Annotated in this window: 9 protein-coding genes; 8 read left to right on the top strand and 1 reads right to left on the bottom strand. The window is 60.8% G+C overall.

Annotated elements, in window-relative coordinates:
• Positions 1–42: 42 nt before the first annotated feature.
• From AC06G5_RS15700 to AC06G5_RS15675, 6 genes are all read left to right on the top strand, one after another.
• Complete coding sequence (locus tag AC06G5_RS15700; protein WP_413425888.1) at positions 43–732, top strand: ABC transporter permease; 690 nt, start codon at positions 43–45, stop codon at positions 730–732.
• Positions 729–1,442: an ABC transporter permease gene (locus AC06G5_RS15695; RefSeq protein WP_413425890.1), complete on the top strand. Its 714-nt coding sequence runs from the start codon at positions 729–731 to the stop codon at positions 1,440–1,442. The genes AC06G5_RS15700 and AC06G5_RS15695 overlap by 4 nt, the downstream gene beginning before the upstream one ends.
• Positions 1,443–1,467: 25 nt before the next feature.
• On the top strand, positions 1,468–2,235 hold the full coding sequence (locus AC06G5_RS15690; RefSeq protein ID WP_413425892.1) for an ABC transporter ATP-binding protein: 768 nt from the start codon (positions 1,468–1,470) through the stop codon (positions 2,233–2,235).
• A gap of 78 nt (positions 2,236–2,313) precedes the next feature.
• On the top strand, positions 2,314–3,507 hold the full coding sequence (locus AC06G5_RS15685; RefSeq protein ID WP_413425894.1) for an amidohydrolase family protein: 1,194 nt from the start codon (positions 2,314–2,316) through the stop codon (positions 3,505–3,507).
• A 40-nt stretch (positions 3,508–3,547) separates the two neighbouring features.
• Entirely contained in the window at positions 3,548–5,023 is a 1,476-nt protein-coding gene (locus tag AC06G5_RS15680; RefSeq protein ID WP_413425896.1) for an amidohydrolase family protein, read from the top strand.
• Positions 5,024–5,406: 383 nt separating this feature from the next.
• Positions 5,407–6,099 (top strand): response regulator, encoded by a 693-nt coding sequence (locus AC06G5_RS15675; protein WP_413425898.1) that lies wholly within the window; start codon positions 5,407–5,409, stop codon positions 6,097–6,099.
• Between the two features lie 63 nt (positions 6,100–6,162).
• Here AC06G5_RS15675 and AC06G5_RS15670 read toward each other — a convergent pair whose 3' ends face one another.
• The gene (locus AC06G5_RS15670) at positions 6,163–7,659 is read right to left on the bottom strand and encodes a sensor histidine kinase (protein WP_480457425.1); all 1,497 of its coding nucleotides are present in this window, start codon (positions 7,657–7,659) and stop codon (positions 6,163–6,165) included.
• Positions 7,660–7,731: 72 nt separating this feature from the next.
• Here AC06G5_RS15670 and AC06G5_RS15665 point away from each other — a divergent pair, with 72 nt between their 5' ends.
• Positions 7,732–8,154, top strand: a complete 423-nt coding sequence (locus AC06G5_RS15665) for a hypothetical protein (RefSeq protein WP_413425902.1) — start codon at positions 7,732–7,734, stop codon at positions 8,152–8,154.
• A 298-nt stretch (positions 8,155–8,452) separates the two neighbouring features.
• Entirely contained in the window at positions 8,453–19,270 is a 10,818-nt protein-coding gene (locus tag AC06G5_RS15660; protein ID WP_480457423.1) for a peroxidase family protein, read from the top strand.
• Position 19,271: the final 1 nt, after the last annotated feature.

The following is a 19,271-nucleotide window of genomic DNA, read 5'->3' as shown; positions in this document are numbered from 1 at the left end:
ACAGGCAGCATCGGCTGACCTTTCGAGTTCAAGGAGAATGTAATGTCCTTGGCAGACTATGGGCCGCTGATCGCGAGTGGCACCTGGATGACACTGAAGCTGGCCACATTATCGCTGCTGGCCTCGGTACTGATTGGATTGGCGGGCGCCAGTTCCAAGTTGTCGGGTAATCGGTGGCTGCGCAATATCGCCACCCTCTATACCACGATGATACGCAGTGTCCCCGACCTGGTGACCATGCTGTTGCTGTTCTACAGCATTCAGATCCTCCTCAACCAGATCACCGAAGGGCTTGGAATGGATCAGATTGATATTGATCCTTTTCTCGCGGGAGTAGCGACGCTTGCGTTTATCTACGGTGCTTATTTTACCGAGACGTTCCGCGGTGCTTTCCAGGCAGTCCCACGCGGTCAGACAGAGGCGGCCATGGCCTATGGCCTCAGTCGATGGCAGGCGTTCTATCGGGTCCTGTTCCCGCAAATGATGCGTTTTGCCTTGCCCGGTATTGCCAACAACTGGCAGGTCATGATCAAGGCAACCGCACTGGTGTCCATCATTGGCCTGTCCGATATCGTCAGGGCCACCCAGGACGCCGGCAAGAGTTCCATGCAGCTGTTTTACTTTACCGTGATCGGTGCACTGATTTATCTCGTCATTACCACGGTCTCAAACGGCGTCTTGATATGGCTCAAGCATCATTACTCCGTCGGTGTTCGGGAGGCTGAACTGTGATCGCGATTATCCAGGAATATTGGCAAGCGTATTTGTGGTCGGACGGCGCCAACTTTTCCGGCCTGGCAATCACCTTGTGGCTGCTGGTGCTGTCGATCGCGATCGGATTCGTGCTGTCGGTGCCGCTGGCCGTGGCTCGGGTTTCAAAAAACAAGTTCGTCCGACTTCCCGTCTGGTTCTACACCTATGTGTTTCGTGGCACGCCGCTCTATATACAACTGTTGATCATCTACACCGGTGTCTACAGCCTGAGCGTGGTGCGCGAGCATGAATTCCTCGACATGTTCTTTCGCGAAGGCTTCAACTGCACGGTGCTGGCGTTCGCGCTCAATACCTGCGCTTACACCACGGAAGTCTTCGCTGGCGCGATCAAGTCGGTGCCGTACGGCGAGGTAGAAGCGGCCCGGGCCTTCGGCATGTCGAAGTTCAACCTGTACCGCCGCATCATCCTGCCCTCGGCGCTGCGTCGCGCACTGCCGTACTACAGCAACGAGGTGATCATGATGCTGCATTCGACCTCGGTGGCGTTCACCGCCACGGTGCCCGACATCCTGAAGGTCGCCCGCGACGTCAACTCGGCCACCTATGCAGCGTTCGAGGCTTTCTTCATCGCCGCACTGTTGTACGCAGTGATTGCGCTGTCACTTGTCTGGCTATTTCGTCGCGGTGAAACCCGCTGGCTGGCCTTCCTGAAACCCCAGGCCGCCTGAAGGCCGCATACGCAGGGTCAACACCATGTACAAACTGACCGTAGACGATCTGTACAAGAAATATGGCAATCACGAGGTGCTCAAGGGCGTGTCGATCAAGGCCAAGGCAGGCGACGTGATCAGCATCATCGGCTCCTCAGGTTCAGGCAAGAGTACCTTCTTGCGCTGCATCAACTTCCTCGAACAACCGTGCGCCGGCCGAATCACGGTGAACGCCGAGGAAATCCGCACCGAGAAGGACCGGAACGGCGGGCTGCGCGTGGCCAGCCAGAAGCAGCTGCAAAGCATGCGCACCAAGCTGTCCATGGTGTTTCAGCACTTCAACCTGTGGGCGCACATGTCTGTGCTGGAAAACGTGATCGAGGCGCCGATGCATGCGCTTGGCCTCAGCCGCGATGAGGCGGTGGCCCGCGCACGCAAGTACCTGGCCAAGGTCGGCCTGCCGGCCAGCATGGAGGCAAAGTACCCGTCGCATTTGTCCGGCGGTCAGCAGCAGCGAGTGGCGATCGCCCGGGCCCTGGCGATGGAGCCGCAAGTGATGCTGTTCGACGAGCCGACCTCGGCGCTCGACCCCGAGCTGGTCGGTGAGGTGCTGAAGGTGATGCAGGCCCTGGCCGAAGAGGGCAGGACCATGGTGGTGGTCACGCACGAGATGGCCTTTGCCCGCGAGGTGTCCAACCACGTGATCTTCCTGCACCAGGGCAAAATCGAGGAAGAAGGCAGCCCGGAGCAACTGTTCAGGCACACCAGGAGTGAGCGACTCAAGCAGTTCCTTGCCGGCAACTTGAAGTAGCCCTTTGGGTAACCCCTTAAAGAGTGCCCCGTTGGCCATCTGGCGGCGGGGGCACGCTCAAACCGTGATGAGGTTCAAATGACGTTCTGGTTGCGTAATGTCCGCCCCTATGGCGGCGAAATCGAAGATGTACAGATTGTCGAGGGGCGTATCGGCGATCGTCGGCCAGCCAGTGGCAATCCAGTCGCCGGCCCTGACCTTGACGGACAGGGTCAACTACTCGTTCCGTCACTGGTAGAAAGCCATATCCATCTGGACAAGACCCTGTGGGGACAGCCATGGCGGCCACACAGTGCAGGCCCAAACCTCAAGGCGCGCATAGCGAACGAACGGCAAATCCTGCGCGAGCTCACATCACCCATTGCCGAGCGCGCGGGTGCCCTGCTGGAACAATGCATCGCTCGCGGCTCGCTGTTGTTGCGCTGTCATGTCGACGCCGATCCGGAGTTGGGTATCGAGCATGTGGAGGCCATGCTGGAGCTGCGCGAACGCTACGCCGACCTGGTGGATATCGAGTTCGTCACCTTTCCTCAGGTTGGCCTGGTCAACCGCCCCGGGGTTGAAGCATTGATGCGAGAAGCCCTGGGTCTGGGGGTTGAGGTAGTAGGGGGGCTGGACCCCTGCGGCATAGACAATGATCCGATCGCGCACCTGTCGATCCTGTTCGAGCTCGCAGACAGGTTTGATCGCGGTATCGATATCCACCTGCATGACGGTGGGGAGCTGGGGCTTTGGCAGATTGCTCGCATCATTGATTTCACAGAGCGTTATCAACGGCAGGGGCGAGTCATGATCAGCCATGCCTTTTGCCTGGGCATGAAAGACTGGGCTCAAGTGCTGCCGTTGGCTGAACGCTTGGCTGCCAACAAAATTTCCCTGATGACCACGGCGCCATCTGATATTGCCATCCCGCCCTTTGCCGAGCTGCGCTCAGTGGGGGTAAACGTCTGCCTCGGTTCAGATGGCATTCGCGACGCATGGACTCCAATGGGCAATGGCGACATGCTCGAACGCGCGATGCTGCTCGCGTTGCGCTGCGGCATGCGAACGGACCCTGAAATCTGCGCAGCGTTCGAAGCCGCTGCCGGCAATGGGGCCCAGGCACTGGGGCGAAGTGATCATGGATTGGCGACAGGGCAAACAGCCAACTTGTTACTGTTGCCCGCAGAGACACTGAGTGAAGCCGTTGTCGCTCGGCCGCTGGCGCGGACGGTGATCAGCCGCGGCATCGTCGTGGCGAAAAATGGCAGCCTGCTGCAGAGCCGCCTGTGACCCAAAACACTTTGCCCCCAGCCTCAACCGGATGCCCTGTATGACACATCGTGACGCCCCCCTCAACAAAGCAGACCTGCTGATCGAGCATGGCGTGGTCATCACCGTGGACGACCAACGGCGCGTCATTGAGGACGGCGCAGTGGCCGTGCTCGGCAACCGCATCGTAGCGGTGGGGCGCACGGATGAACTGCGGGCTCGCTTCACTGCTGAAAAAGTCATCGATGCACGCAACAAGGCGGTGCTCCCGGGCTTGATCGACAGCCACGCCCATGCCGGCCACGCGATGCTGAAAACCATCGGCGGCGGGGAGGGCGATGCCTGGATGAAGGCTTGCGAGACCATTTACACCTCGGCCTCCGGAGTCGGGTTCTGGGAGGTCGACGCCAGGTTGTCAGCGCTGGAACGGCTGAAATGCGGCACCACCACCGGCGTGTCGCTACTGGGCGGAGGCGATTCGATCATGCGGGTCGACGACCCGGTCTACGCGCAACGCCACGCCCAGGCCATTGCCGAAATCGGTACCCGCTCGGTGGTAGCCGTCGGGCCGTCGCGGCCGCCAGCGCCGCGCACCTACCTGGACTGGTCGACCGAATCGCCCACTCGGCGCGAAGTCAATTTCGAGACCATGTTCGAGGTCTGCGAAGAAATCGCCAGGAGCTGCGACGGTATGGGTGATGGCCGGGTACGCATTGCCATTACGCTGCCGGTGTACGCGCCACAATACGAGCCCGGCCATCGGGAGTTGGCACCTCTGTTCCGCCAGCAAGCACAGGATTACCTGGCCCTGGCCCACCGCCATGGTCTTACGTTCACCCAGGATGGCCACCGCGCCGGTACGCTGGCGCTGGCCCACCGCGAACTGGGCCTGCTCGGCCCGACATCCTTCATGTCGCACTGCATTGACCTGACAGAGGAAGACATCGCCCTGTGCCGCGAGACACAGACCAGAATCGTGCACAACCCGAGCGCCATCATGTCGATCCTGGGCCGCTGCCCGGTGCCGGAACTGATCGAGGCCAATGTAACCGTCGCCCTCGGCTCCGACGGCGCCGCCCCGGACCGTGGTTACGACATGTTCCGCCACATGTTCCAGTGCATGCACTACCACCGCCGCCATTTCCGCGACCCGGACATCCTGCCCCAGGGCAAGGTGCTGGAAATGGTCACTATCGATGCCGCCAAAGCACTGTCGATGGAACATGAGATCGGCTCGCTGGAAGTCGGCAAGAAAGCCGACATCATTCTGATCGACCTGTTCAAACCGCACCTGATGCCGATGAACATGCCGGTCCACCGTGTCACTTGCTTCGCCAACGGCGCTGACGTGTGTACCACTATCGTCGATGGCAGGATCCTGATGGAAGACTACGTCGTACGCGCCGTCGACGAGGCTGCTGTGCTGGTCGCGGTGCAAGAGGAGTCGGAACGCATGCTGGATCGTAGTGGCTTGCGCCATCTGACAGACGAATCGAATAACCTCTGGCGGATGGCTCGGTATCATGCGGCAGGTTGAGTAACGCGGCTGCAAATGCCGGCACAGCCTCAGGGCAATCAACCCCTGCCAAAAGCGGTCAATGAAACAGGGGCGCTTCTACCTCCAAAAATGGGGCATTTCACCCACCCAACCGGGCGTTTACCACCTGATTTGAGGAATATTCCCCGCCTCACCCATTCTCTCGCTCGAAACACCCGGAAACATCCTGTTAATTGATTTGAGCTTTTTCTTCGCTCGATTGAAATGGCTCATTAGTTGCAGCCCCCAGTTACCCGCAACAACTTTCGTCCCGCACATCATGGAGACAACGGGGCTTGCCAGGTTCGGCATGACGCGAGGGGTGAAAAATGAAAAACGCGACACCACCAAGCAGCTCCGTCGCTTCAAATGAGGAGCTTCTTATGAGTTCCATGATCAGGATTGGCATCGTTGATGATCACCCGCTGTTAAGGGATGGGGTCACGATGGCGCTGAAGAAAATAGCTGATTTTCAGGTAGTCGAGCAGGGTGGGTCTGCCGACGATGCCCTGGAAATTGCCGCCCGTTTTGCTCCGAATGTGTTGCTGATGGATGTAAATATGCCGGGCGACAGCTTTGCTGCCGTGCGAGCGATCTCGGCTTCTTCGCCGGCAGTCAAGGTTTTGATGCTGACGGTATCCGAGTCCATCGAGGACGCCTATTCCGCCCTCGAAGCGGGCGCGCAGGGATATGCGTTGAAAGGCATAAGCGGTCGTGAGCTTGTACAGATCATCAGAAACGTTGCCGCTGGTGAAACCTTCATTACACCCAGGCTTGCCAGCAAGCTGTTGAGCAATTTCAGAAAGCACGCGGATGACAAGCAAAAGGTCGAGCTGACCCATCGCGAAGAACAGGTTATCCGGGAAGTATCGAAGGGCCTGACCAACCGCGAGGTTGCCATCAAGCTCGAGCTCTGCGAGAAGACCATCAAGCACTACATGACGAATGTCATGTACAAGCTGCGCGTTCGCAACCGGACGCAGGCAGTCGCAGCAGTGAGACGGCATTGGGAGAGTGACCATATACCTGGCTTGTGTGGGGCTCTTCAACGCCGCGACTTGAATGACAATGGTTAGCCGGATAACGAGTCATAAGCGCTTGCGGTGACTTGAATGCAACGATCATGTTGGCACGGGTGATCAGATTCTGAACTGCGCCCTGACTTTGGTTCCGGCATGGGGCGCCGATTCAATGGTGAATATTCCGCCGAGGGATTCGACGCGATAGCGCATGCCGACAAGGCCCAGATGAGTTCTGCCTCGCCCCGGCACACTCGGTTTCTCGGTTGGAATACCCACTCCCGCATCCTCGACTTGCACTTGCAGCAGGCCTTCAGAGTGCGAGGCGCTGAGCTTTTGGCCTTTTCCTCCGGCGTGGATATAGGCATTGTTCAATGCTTCCTGGGCGAACCGGTAAATACAGATTTTATGCGCTATCGGTACATCGTCCGGAAGCGTATCAAGCTGCAGATCGACTCGTGTCTCGGTTCGCTCTTCGTGCCGCTGAACAAGCAATACCAGCGCATCGTGCAGGGGCAGGTCATTGACTTCGGGAACCGCCAGGCCAAGTGATATTTCCCGCACTTCGTTTAAAGCATCCTCGCCGGCACGTCTGATCATTTCGAGGGCTTCCCCATCCGAGGTGCCTGCCGAATCTTCGAGCTCTTCAAGGCGAAGGAGAATAAGTGACAACAGCTGGGCAGGACCGTCATGAAGATCGGCCCCGATCCGGCGAAGGGTGAGTTCATTGATTCTGGAGAATTCGCGATTGGCTGTAGTGACCTTGTGCTGAAGGGCGGCATTATTGGAGTGCAACCTGGCTTGCTCTTCCATTCGCCATTCAAGTGCTGTTTCCTGCAGCTTTATTATCTTGTCGCCACGCCGAACGATAAAAAACAAAAGCAAAATCATCGCCATCGTTGCTGTACCAACAACCGCCCATACTTTTTTGCGAACGTTATTGATTTCGCGCTGTAACGCTTGCGCGGTTTCGTAGAACTCACCAACCGCAATAATCTTTCCAGTACCCGCTTCGCGCAGTGGAGCAAAAATTTCATAGAACGGAATATTCAGGCTTCGCTCAAAAGCGTCCTCGGTATCATCATCAAGATCATCGTTCAGTTCTGTATAGATCTTGCCCGCCAGCGCCTGTGAGATCTCCTCTGTCGGAAAATTTTTATTGAACGTGGATTTGTCGGTGCTGTAGACAATCGTGCCGTCCGGGAGCCAGATCTTCACCGAGACAACATGTGTACTGAACGAGGTGCTGGACAGCAGGTTATCAATGGTCTGGATAGTTCCATCGGGGAGTTCCCTGGCAGTGGTCAGACCCTGGACGAAAGGTTCGAGAAAGTTCTCCATATACCGCGCCCCGGTCTCTGCCGCAGTTTGAACCGTTGCATCTTCGATACTCTGGCTTACGAGGTTTCCAACGAACGTCATGGTCAAACCCAGAATTACTGTGGCGCAGATCACGAACTGGGTTGAGCGGCTTAAATGGCGCAGTTTCGCAAGGGGGCCCTGTCTCCCGGGCACTCCACCACTGGACGTTTGGCCGACGTCTGATTCGACCAAGGTCTGATCCGATTCACTGACCAAGGTCTCAGAATTTGATTGGCCTTTCGTCTCTGTACACATCCGGGTAGCACCTCAATACTCATTTTCAATGGAGTGTAAAGCTGGCGGTAGAGGATGAAGGCGGGAGGCGCGATGAATAGTTTAAAAAGATTCTCGACCACTCTGGATAATCGCTATTTCCGGCAACAACAGCCGGGGGTCATTACCAATAGCGTGGTCGTCCATTCGCGCCTTGTACTGTCACCTTATGGCCATACAGACCAGGATGGAAACGTCAGCACGCTTGGTACTCAAGTCAAACCCGGTTCACCACCAGGCGTGTGGGAGCAGTCTCCAATACATACTAGTCAATTCGTGGTCGATGCCAGTTTTCTCCTGGATAAAAGGCTTGTTGACGAAGCCGCATGGACGCAGAACCGTGCCATCACCCCTCAGGAAGTCCCGGACTATGGCGATCTTCGCCAGCATTTTCCGGCCAATGACTCCGGTCGCTGGATGTGTGGCATCTGTGACAAGCCCACTATGCCTGAGAGAGCTCCATGGACAAATGCATAGAGCCCCGATACGTGACGGGGCGTTTAGCAAGTTGCACCTTCTATTCAACCTGCGTTCACGGGCCGTCGCCTCCTTGAGGCGCAATACCAGCCTGTAGGTACGGTTACCACGGGGAATTGACCCTTAGTTGAGCACTGCTGATTGCACGCCATTCAGCAAGGGCTCGGTGCGCCCGTACGACCAGGTCCCGTCGTTCAATTTTCGATTTTCATTTATGGGGTCCAACACTAAACCATGCGCTTGCAGCCGTGTTTCATGCGTGTGGTTTCCTGATTAGTCGAGCATCGAGGAATCAACCATGGCCAGCTTCATCAAGTCCGATCTCGAGTTCATTCTCGAACAAATTTTCATCGCCGAACGGCATGCGGCAGGCGTGAGTCTGGCTGACATGCTGCCGAACGTAGAAGTACCTTTCGGCCTGCGCACCGTCTCCGGCATCTACAACAATCTGGCCAATCCCCAGTTCGGTGCCGCCGACAACATCTTCCCGCGCATGACGCCGCCGGTGTTCAATACCGCGCAGGTACAGCCGGCCGGCTTCTTCGGCCCCACCGATCCTGGCGGAACCACGCCGACTTCCTACCAGCAGACCAGCGGTTTCGTCTTTGACTCGCAGCCGCGCACCATCAGCAACCTGATCGTCGACCAGACCGCCAACAACCCGGCGGCGGTCGCGGCCGCAGCGTTCAATCCGGATTCACAGACTGTCACCAGCCCCGGTCTGGACGGGCTGTTCGGCACCGCCGACGACGTTTCCGTCTTCAAGATCCCCAATATCACGCCGGACGCGGGCCTGACCGTGCCCTTCAACGCCTGGATGACCTTCTTCGGCCAGTTCTTCGACCATGGCCTGGACCTGGTCACCAAGGGTGGCAGCGGCACAGTGTTCATTCCGCTGCAGCCCGACGATCCACTGTTCGTGCCTGGTAGCCCGACCAACTTCATGGTGTTGACCCGGGCCACCAATCTGCCCGGTCCCGATGGCATCCTCGGCACGGCCGACGACATCCACGAACAGCAAAACACCACCTCGCCGTTTGTCGACCAGAACCAGACCTACAGCTCGCATCCCTCGCACCAGGTATTCCTGCGCGCCTATGAGATCAACGCCGCCGGCGATCCGGTCGCCACCGGCAAGCTGATCACCAATCGTGACCTGGGTGCCGATGGTGTGTTCGGCACGGCCGACGATGTCGAAACCGGTGGCATGGCCACCTGGAAGGTGGTCAAGGCCCAGGCCCATGATCTGCTCGGCATCAACCTGACCGATGCCGATGTGTTCAATCTGCCGCTGCTGGCGACCGACGCCTATGGCAACTTCATCAAGGGGCCCAACGGTCTTCCGCAAGTGGTGATGTTGGGCGCGGATGGCATTGCCGGCACCGCCGACGACATACTCGTCGAGGGTAACCGCGCCGCTCCCATCGACCTGACGAACGCCGTGCGCACCGGCCACCAGTTCCTCATCGACATTGCGCACAGCGCCGATCCGACTGGCGGCCTGACGCCCGACGCGGACAACGTCATTGGCGGCCCGCAAGCGCCCGGCACCTATGACAACGAGTTGCTGGATGCGCACTACATCGCCGGCGATGGCCGCGTCAACGAGAACATCGGCCTGACCACCGTTCACTCCGTTTTCCACCACGAACACAACCGGCTGGTTGATCAGACCAAGCAGACAGTGCTGGCTTCCGCCGACCTCGATTTCCTGAACAAGTGGCTGATGCCCGATGCCCAACTGACAGCGTTGCCAGTGACGCCGGCCGACATCGCGGCCCTGCACTGGAACGGCGAGCGGTTGTTCCAGGCCGCCAAGTTCGGCACCGAGATGCAATACCAGCACCTGGTGTTCGAGGAGTTCGCGCGCACCATCCAGCCGCAAGTGGACGTCTTCCTGGCACCCATGGGTAACGACACCACGATCGACCCGTCGATCGTCGCCGAGTTCGCGCACACGGTCTTTCGCTTCGGTCACTCGATGCTGGTGGAGACGGTCGATCGTTTCGATGCCAACTTCAACGTCGTCGGCGACGGCAATCCGACTGACCCGGGCAATCAACAGACCGGCCTGATCGCGGCCTTCCTCAACCCGCTGGCATTTGCTGCGAGCGGCCCGACCGCTGAGCAGGCGACAGGCGCCATCGTACGCGGCCTGACCCGCCAGGTCGGCAACGAGATCGACGAGTTCGTGACCGACGCGGTGCGCAACAACCTGGTCGGTCTGCCCCTGGACCTGGCCGCCCTCAACCTGGCGCGCGGCCGCGACACCGGCATCCCGTCGCTGAACGCGGCGCGGCGCGAGTTCTACCACATGACCGGCGACAGCCAGTTGACCCCCTACACCAGCTGGGCCGATTTCGTGCAGCACATGAAACACCCGGAATCGCTGATCAATTTCATCGCCGCCTACGGTACGCATTCAACCATCACTGGCGCTACGACGCTGGCGGCCAAGCGCGCCGCGGCTGCGGATCTCGTGCTCGGTAGCGCCACGGCACCGGCTGATCGCCTGGACTTCCTGCACAGTACCGGCGCCTGGGCCAGCACCGCCGGTGCGGACGGCATTCTGCACACTGCAGACGACGTGACCACCACCGGCCTGGACAACGTCGACTACTGGATCGGCGGCCTGGCTGAGGAGAAGATGCCCTTTGGCGGCCTGCTGGGTTCGTCCTTCAACTTCGTCTTCGAAACCCAGTTGGAAAACCTGCAGAACGGTGACCGCTTCTACTATCTGGCCCGCACCGCGGGACTCAACTTCGGCACTGAGCTTGAGAACAATTCGTTCGCCAACCTGGTGATGCTCAACAGCGACGCAACACACCTGCCGGCCAACATATTCCAGACGCCGGCCTTCATCCTCGAGACCGACCCGTTGCACCAGTTCAACCAGAGCGTGGTGGCCGGGCCGGACGGCATCGTCGGCACGGCCGACGATCTGCCAGCCAACGCCGATCCGTTCGGCCCGTCGGACCACCCGATAGGCTCACCTCGGATTGACCATTTCACGCCACTGGTGATCCGCGACAATCCCGACACAGTGGGCCCGGATACCAACTACCTGCACTACACCGGCGGTGATACGGTCGTGCTCGGCGGCACAGCCGGCAACGACATCCTCATTGCCGGCGACTCGGACGACGACACCGTCTATGGCGACGCCGGCAACGACCGGCTCGACGGCGGTTACGGCAACGACAACCTCTTTGGCGGCGCCGGTGACGACATCATCACTGACATCGGCGGCGCCGACGTCATCCACGGCGACGACGGCAACGACGTCATCCAGGCCGGCAACTCGATCCTCGCCGGCAACAATCTGGTCCTCGGCGGTGCGGGTAAAGACTTCATCATCACCACCGAAGACATCACGATGACCTTCGGCGGCGCGGGCGACGATTTCATCCTCGGCGCCAAGGTCAACCTGGCGCCCACCGGCAACGAAGGCGATGACTGGATCGAGGGCGGCACCCAGGACGGTGCACCCGGCGATAACATGAGCCCGACATTGACCGACGATGTGCCCGGCAACGACATCTTCATCGGAAAGGGTGGATTCGATGAAATGATCGGCGAGGGCGGCGATGACGTCTTTGTCGCCAGCGACGCGCAAGACAAGATGGACGGCATGTCCGGGTACGACTGGACCACCTACAAGAATGACCTGTACGGCGTGACCGTCGACATGGTCGTTCCCTTCTTCAGTCCCTATCACCCGGTGCCCGATGCCGCGGGCAATATCGTGGGTGCATTCGCGCAATCGCCCGATGCGGTCTATGACCGGTTCGCGGAAGTGGAGGGCCTGTCGGGGTCGGCCTTCTCCGACTTCCTGCGCGGCGACGAACAGAACGCAGCCATCATCGCCAACATCACGGCCAGGGGCAGCATCCTCACCAACTTCGATCTCGTCAGTGGCCTGCGGGCCTTCGTCGGCAGCGCCGGTTTCGGTGCCGACGGTATCGGCGGGACGGCTGATGATCAGTTCGGCGCGGGCAACATCATCCTCGGCGGCGATGGCAGCGACATCATCGAAGGCCGTGGCGGCAGTGACCTCATCGACGGCGACAGTTGGCTCAACGTGCGCATCAGCGTGCGGCAGAACATCGATGGCACCGGGCCGGAAATCGCCAGCTTCGACAGCATGACGCAGATGATCCCGCTTATGCTGAACGGCACCTTCAATCCTGGCCAGCTCGTCGCCGTGCGTGAGATCCTGCCCGGTACATCCACAGGCGGGGCTGCGTTCGACACGGTTAACTTCCTGGGCCCTCTGGCGAACTACACGATCGCCGTCAACGGCATCGTCGTTGATCCCGCCGCTCCCCTCAATATCGTCGGCACCGACGTCGTCACCGTGACCGACAATGTCGGCAAGGAAGAAACCGACCGTCTCACCAACATCGAGCGGCTGCAGTTCTCCGATCAGGCAGTGGTCCTCGTGCAGGGGGTCAACGCCGAGCCTGTGGGGGCGCTGACGGTGAGCAACACCGCGCCGACCGTAGGCCAGACGCTGACCGTGTCGGCGGCAGGCATCACCGATGGCGACAACGCGGGCGGGGCGATCAACAATGCCATCAGTTACATCTGGCAGTTTGAAGCGGCGCCGGGCTCGGGCGTCTTCGAGGACATCATCCTCGGTCCAGGCCGCATCGGTATCGGATTTACCAGAGCGGACCAGCCCACTTTCACGGTGACGCCGGATCTTGCCGGCCTGGCAATCCGCGTCAAAGCCTTCTATGCGGACGATCATGGTGTGACCGAGCAGGTATTCTCGGCACCCACTACCGCAGTAGTGGCTGCGGCGCCGGCCCCGGTAGTGGCGCCTTCGCTGATCGATCCGCAGACCACTGCCCCCAGCAACGGTGTGCGTTACACGCAATCGGACCTGGCGTTCATCCTTGACCAGATCAAGATAGCGGAACACAACGCGGCCGGTGAGAACCTCAGCTCGCTGCTCGACAACGTACGGATGCCGTTCGGTTTACGCACGGTCGAAGGGACGGACAACAACCTGCTCCATCCCGAGTTCGGTGCCGCCGATAATGCATTCCCGCGCCTGACCACGCCGAACTTCCGCCCGGCCGATGCCGGCACGAGTTACACCCAGACCAGCGGTCTGGTGATCGACTCGCAGCCGCGCACCATCAGCAACCTGATCGTCGACCAGACCGCGCACAACCCGGCGGCGGTCGCGGCCACCTTTGATCCCGGTGTGGATGGCATCCTCGGCACGCCTGACGATGTCCTCAAGGCCGGTGCTCAGGTGGTTACCGGAACCCGTACGGACGGCACGACGTTCCAGACCTTCTTCGACCCGAACGTGAGCCCCGACGCGGGCCTGACCGCGCCCTTCAACCAATGGATGACCTTCTTCGGCCAGTTTTTCGACCATGGCCTGGACCTCGTCACCAAGGGCGGCTCGGGCACCGTGTTCATTCCGCTGCAGCCGGATGACCCGCTGTTCGTGCCAGGTAGCCCGACCAACTTCATGGTGCTGACGCGCGCCACCAATCTGCCCGGCCCCGATGGCGTTCTGGGCACGGCCGACGACATCCACGAGAACACCAACACCACCTCGCCGTTTGTCGACCAGAACCAGACCTACAGCTCGCATCCCTCGCACCAGGTGTTCCTGCGTGCCTACGAGCTCAACGCAGCTGGTGATCCGGTGGCCACCGGCAAGTTGATCGAAAATCGTGATCTGGGCGCCGATGGCGTGTTCGGTACGGCCGATGACGTCGGGATCGGTGGCATGGCCACCTGGAAGGTGGTCAAGGCGCAAGCCCATGATCTGCTCGGCATCAATCTCACGGATGCCGATTTCAACAACGTGCCATTGCTGGCGACCGACGCCTACGGCAATTTCATCAAGGGTCCGAACGGTTTTCCACAGGTAGTGATGTTGGGCCCGGACGGCATCGCCGGTACGGCCGACGATGTGCTCGTTGAAGGCAATCCGGCGGCGCCCATCAGCCTGGTCAATGCCGCGCGCACCGGCCATGCCTTCCTCAACGACATCGCGCACACCGCCGTTCCGGTGGACGACCAGACCGGCGCAGCACTGCTGCCCGATGCGGACAATATCGTTGGCGGTACACCTGCGCCTGGCTTCTACGACAACGAACTGCTGGACGCGCACTACATTGCCGGCGATGGCCGGGTCAACGAGAACATCGGCCTGACCACCGTCCATTCCATCTTCCACCATGAACACAACCGCTTGGTCGATCACACCAAGGACGTGGTCCTGGCGACAGCCGCAAGCGGCGATGTATCGTTCCTGAACGAATGGCTGCTGACGCCTGTCACTGCCGTTCCCGCCGACACCTCGACCCTCGACTGGAACGGCGAGCGCCTGTTCCAGACCGCGAAGTTCGGCACCGAGATGCAGTACCAGCACCTGGTGTTCGAGGAGTTCGCGCGTACGATCCAGCCGATGGTCGATCCGTTCTTCGCCCCGGGGCAGGTGTACGACACGGCGATCGATCCAAGCATCGTTGCCGAGTTCGCGCACACCGTCTATCGCTTCGGGCACTCGATGCTGCTGGAGCAGGTCGACAGGCTTGATCCGAACTTCGCCTCGAGCGACATCGGGCTGATTCAGGCCTTCCTCAACCCACTGGAGTTCGCAGGCAGCGGTCCCACTCCGGAACAGGCGGCCGGTGCCATCGTGCGCGGCGTGACCCGTCAGGTGGGCAACGAGATCGACGAGTTCGTCACCGAAGCCCTGCGCAACAACCTGCTGGGTCTGCCGCTCGATCTGCCCGCCATCAACCTGGCGCGCGGTCGCGATACCGGCATTCCGTCCCTGAACGCGGCGCGGCGGGAGTTCTATCTGCCCACTGGCGACGCAGAGCTCAAGCCCTACACGAGCTGGGCCGATTTCGTGCAGCACATGAAGCATCCGGAATCGCTGATCAACTTCATCGCCGCCTACGGCACGCACCCGACCATCACCGCCGCCACCACGCTGGCGGACAAGCGTGCCGCGGCTGCGGACCTGGTGTTGGGCGGCGCGACCGCACCGGCCGATCGTGTCGACTTCCTCAACAGCACCGGCGCCTGGACCAGCACCGCTGGTGCGGACGGTGTTTTGCACACGGCAGACGATGTGACCATCACCGGCCTGGATAACGTCGATTTCTGGGTTGGCGGGCTGGCCGAGGAGAAGATGCCCTTTGGCGGCATGCTCGGCTCGACCTTCAACTTCGTCTTCGAGAACCAGATGGAGAAACTCCAGGACGGTGACCGCTTCTACTATCTGGAGCGCACCGCCTCGATGGACTTTGGCGCCGAGCTTGAGAACAACACGTTCTCCGCGCTGGTCATGGCCAATACCGACGCAACACACCTCCCGGGCAGGGTTTTCCTGACGCCGGCCTACACTCTGGAGGTCAACCAGGCGAACCAGTACAACCCGAGTGTGATTGCCGGGCCGGATGGCATACTGGTCGACAATCCATTGACGCCAGTCAATGAGGCCGCCGACAACCTGCCGGCCAATGCCGATCCGTTTGGCCCGTCGAACCACCCGATTGGCTCACCACGCAGTGACTTCCTCACGCCACTGGTGATCCGCGACAATCCTGCCACACCTGGCCCGGATACCAACTACCTGCACTACACCGGCGCCGATACGGTCGTGCTGGGCGGTACGCCCGGCAATGACATCCTCATTGCAGGCGACTCGGACGACGACACGGTCTATGGCGATGCCGGTAACGACCGGATCGATGGCGGCTACGGCAACGACCAACTCTTCGGCGGTACCGGTGACGACATCATCACCGACATCGGCGGCGACGACGTCATCCACGGCGAGGACGGCAACGACGTCATCCAGGGCGGCAACGGCCTCAACCTGATCCTCGGCCAGGCCGGTCAGGACTTCATCGTCACCGGCGAGGACGCGGCCGATACCAGCGGCGGCCTGGGCAACGACTTCATCCTCGGCAGCAAGGCGAACGAATTCGCGCGCGGCGGCGAAGGTGACGACTGGATCCAGGGCGGATCCGCCGATGGTGTTGCCGGCGACAACTTCGACGCATTCGGCAACGATCCGATCAATGGCAACGATGTGTTCATGGGCGATGGCGGACCGGACAACTTCGACGGGGAGGGCGGTGATGACATCATGATCGGCAGCCCCAGCGAGGCGGACCGTTTCATCGGCTTCTCCGGTTACGACTGGGCGACCTACAAGGACGACCCGGCCGGCGTGACCATCGGCCTCAACTCCAGGCTGCGCTTCTTCGATCAACCGGCGGTACCCGGTTCCACCGCGTCGATCCTTGCCCGGCTGGACCTGGTGGAAGGGCTGTCGGGATCGTCACACGCCGATTTCCTCAGCGGCGACGATTCCACCGCGGCATTGCTCGCTGTGGCAGGCGCCAAGGGCAGCGTGCTCACCAACTTCGACCTCATCAGCGGTCTGCGGGCGTTCGTCGGCGCTGCCGGCAACGGGGTGGATGGCATCGCCGGTACGGCCGACGATAAGTTCGACGCGGGCAACATCGTCCTGGGCGGCGCTGGCAGCGATGTCATCGAAGGCCGTGGCGGCGATGACCTCATCGACGGCGACAAGTGGCTCAACGTACGCATCAGCGTGCGGCAGAACATCGATGGCACCGGCCCGGAAATCGCCACCTTCGACAGCATGACGCCGCTGGTCCCGCTGATGTTGAACGGCACCTATAACCCCGGCCAGCTCCAGATCGTCCGCGAAATCCTGACGGCGACCGGTCCCGACTTCGACACGGCGTTGTTCTCCGGCAATCTGGCGGATTACACCGTGGTCAATAACGCCAACGGCACCTTTACGGTCACCGACAGCGTCGCTGGCAGGGACGGGACTGACACCCTCAGCAATATCGAGCGGTTGCAGTTCGCCGATCAGTCGGTTGTTCTCGGCGGTGTGAACTCGGAGCCAGTCGGTTCGCTGAGGATCGATGATCCCACGCCCTCCGTCGGCCAGACGCTGACCGTCTCGGCGGCCGATATCACCGATGCCGACAACACCGCGACTGGCGGCGCGATCACCAGCCCCATCAGTTACTTCTGGCAGTTCGAAGCACGCCCGGGCTCGGGAGTCTTCGAAGACATCACCTTCTTTGCCGCCGGTGAGGTCGCGCGTGCGGAGGGTACGACTGTCACAGTGGGCACGGAACTCAGAGTCGCACCACCGGCGACCCTTATTGGCGCCGTCCCGGCTGTTCCGCAACTTGTCGTGGCAACCGGACTGGCTCTGCGCGTCAGGGCGGTCTACCAGGACGCCAATGGCGTGCTGGAGGAGGTATTCTCGGCGCCGACCGCACCGATCGCGCCGGCCGGTACCGGCACCGTCAATGTCCTGCCGGTCGGAACGGTGCTGATCAGCGATACGACTCCGACGCCAGGCTCGGCCTTGACCGCCACGGATGCGTTCACCGACGCCAACGGAACCACGACCTCGGTGATTAACCATCAGTGGCAGGCGGGGAGCGGTGCGATCTTTACCGACATCGCCGGTGCTACGGGCACGACCTTCACGCCCGACACGACGCTGTCCGGTCAACAACTGCGGGTCGTCGCGAGTTATACCGATGACCTCGGCACACTTGAGCGAGTCACCTCTGCGGCAACGACAGTGGTCGGTGATGTGTTTGTCGGTACCGCCGGTGCCGACATATGGACCGGCACCGCAGGCGACGATGTGGCCAGCGGAGGTGTTGGCAACGACCTCCTGAACGGCTTGGGCGGCAACGACATCCTCAATGGTGACGCGGGCAATGATGTGCTCATCGGGGGTACAGGTGCCGATACCATGGCTGGCGGTCTTGGCGACGACATCTACGAAGTCACCGACACTGGGGATGTGGTGACCGAGCTCGCCGGTGCTGGCAATGACTCGGTCTGGACCTCGCTCGCGAGCTACACCCTGGGGGCCAACGTCGAGAATCTGTATTTCGGCGGCAGCGGCCACTTTGCGGGCACCGGCAACGCGCTCGACAACACGCTCGTGGGTGGTGCGGGTAACGATGTCCTCATCGGTGGCGCAGGTGCCGACACGATGGCCGGCGGTGTCGGCAGCGACATCTACGAAGTCACCGACCTTGGGGACGTGGTGAACGAGCTCGCCGATGCCGGCAACGACTCGGTGTGGACCTCGCTGGCGAGCTACACCCTGGGTGCCAACGTCGAAAATCTGTATTTCGGCGGCAGCGGCAACTTTGCGGGCACCGGCAACGCGCTCAACAACACGATCGTGGGCGGTGCGGGTAACGACGTCCTCATCGGCAGTGGAGGTAACGACGTCATCATCGGTGGCGCAGGTGCCGACACGATGGCCGGCGGTGTCGACAACGATGTCTACGAAGTCACCGACCTTGGGGACGTGGTGACGGAGCTCGCCGATGGCGGCAGCGACGCGGTCTGGACCTCGCTCGCCAGCTACACCCTGGGTGCCAGCGTCGAGAATCTGTATTTCGGCGGCAGCGGCAACTTTGCGGGCAGCGGCAACGAGCTCAACAACACGATCATGGGCGGTACGGGTAACGACGTCCTCAGTGGTGACGCAGGTAACGATGTCATCATCGGTCACGCAGGTGCCGATACGATGGCCGGCGGTGTTGGCAGCGATATCTACGAAGTCACCGACCCTGGGGACGTGGTGAACGAGCTTGCCGGTGCCGGCAACGACTCGGTGTGGACCTCGCTCGCGAGCTACACCCTGGGTGCCGATGTCGAGAATCTGTTTTTCGGCGGCAGCGGCAATTTCGTGGGCTCCGGCAACGCGTTCTCCAACATGCTCGTGGGTGGTGCGGGTAACGACATTCTCATCGGCGGTGGCGGTAACGACCTGATGAGTGGCGGCGTCGCCGGCAACGATATTTTCGAGTTTGCTGCCGCGGGTTTCGGCAACGATACGATCCTGAACTTCGGCGCCAATGCGGCCGCAGGGCAGGACTTGCTCAATATCGCGGCACTGGGGATCACCAGCGCGACGTTCGCTGCCAACGTGACCATAACGGCTAACGGGGCGGACACGGTGGTCGGGATCGGGGCGGACACGATTCATCTTGTTGGTGTCAGCAGTACGACCGTTGATCAGACGGACTTCATTCTGGCCACTTGAG

The organism is Pseudomonas sp. WT-JTC, from assembly GCF_056711565.1.
Note: the sequence above shows the minus strand (reverse complement) of the source record. Positions and strands in the feature narration are given on the sequence as shown.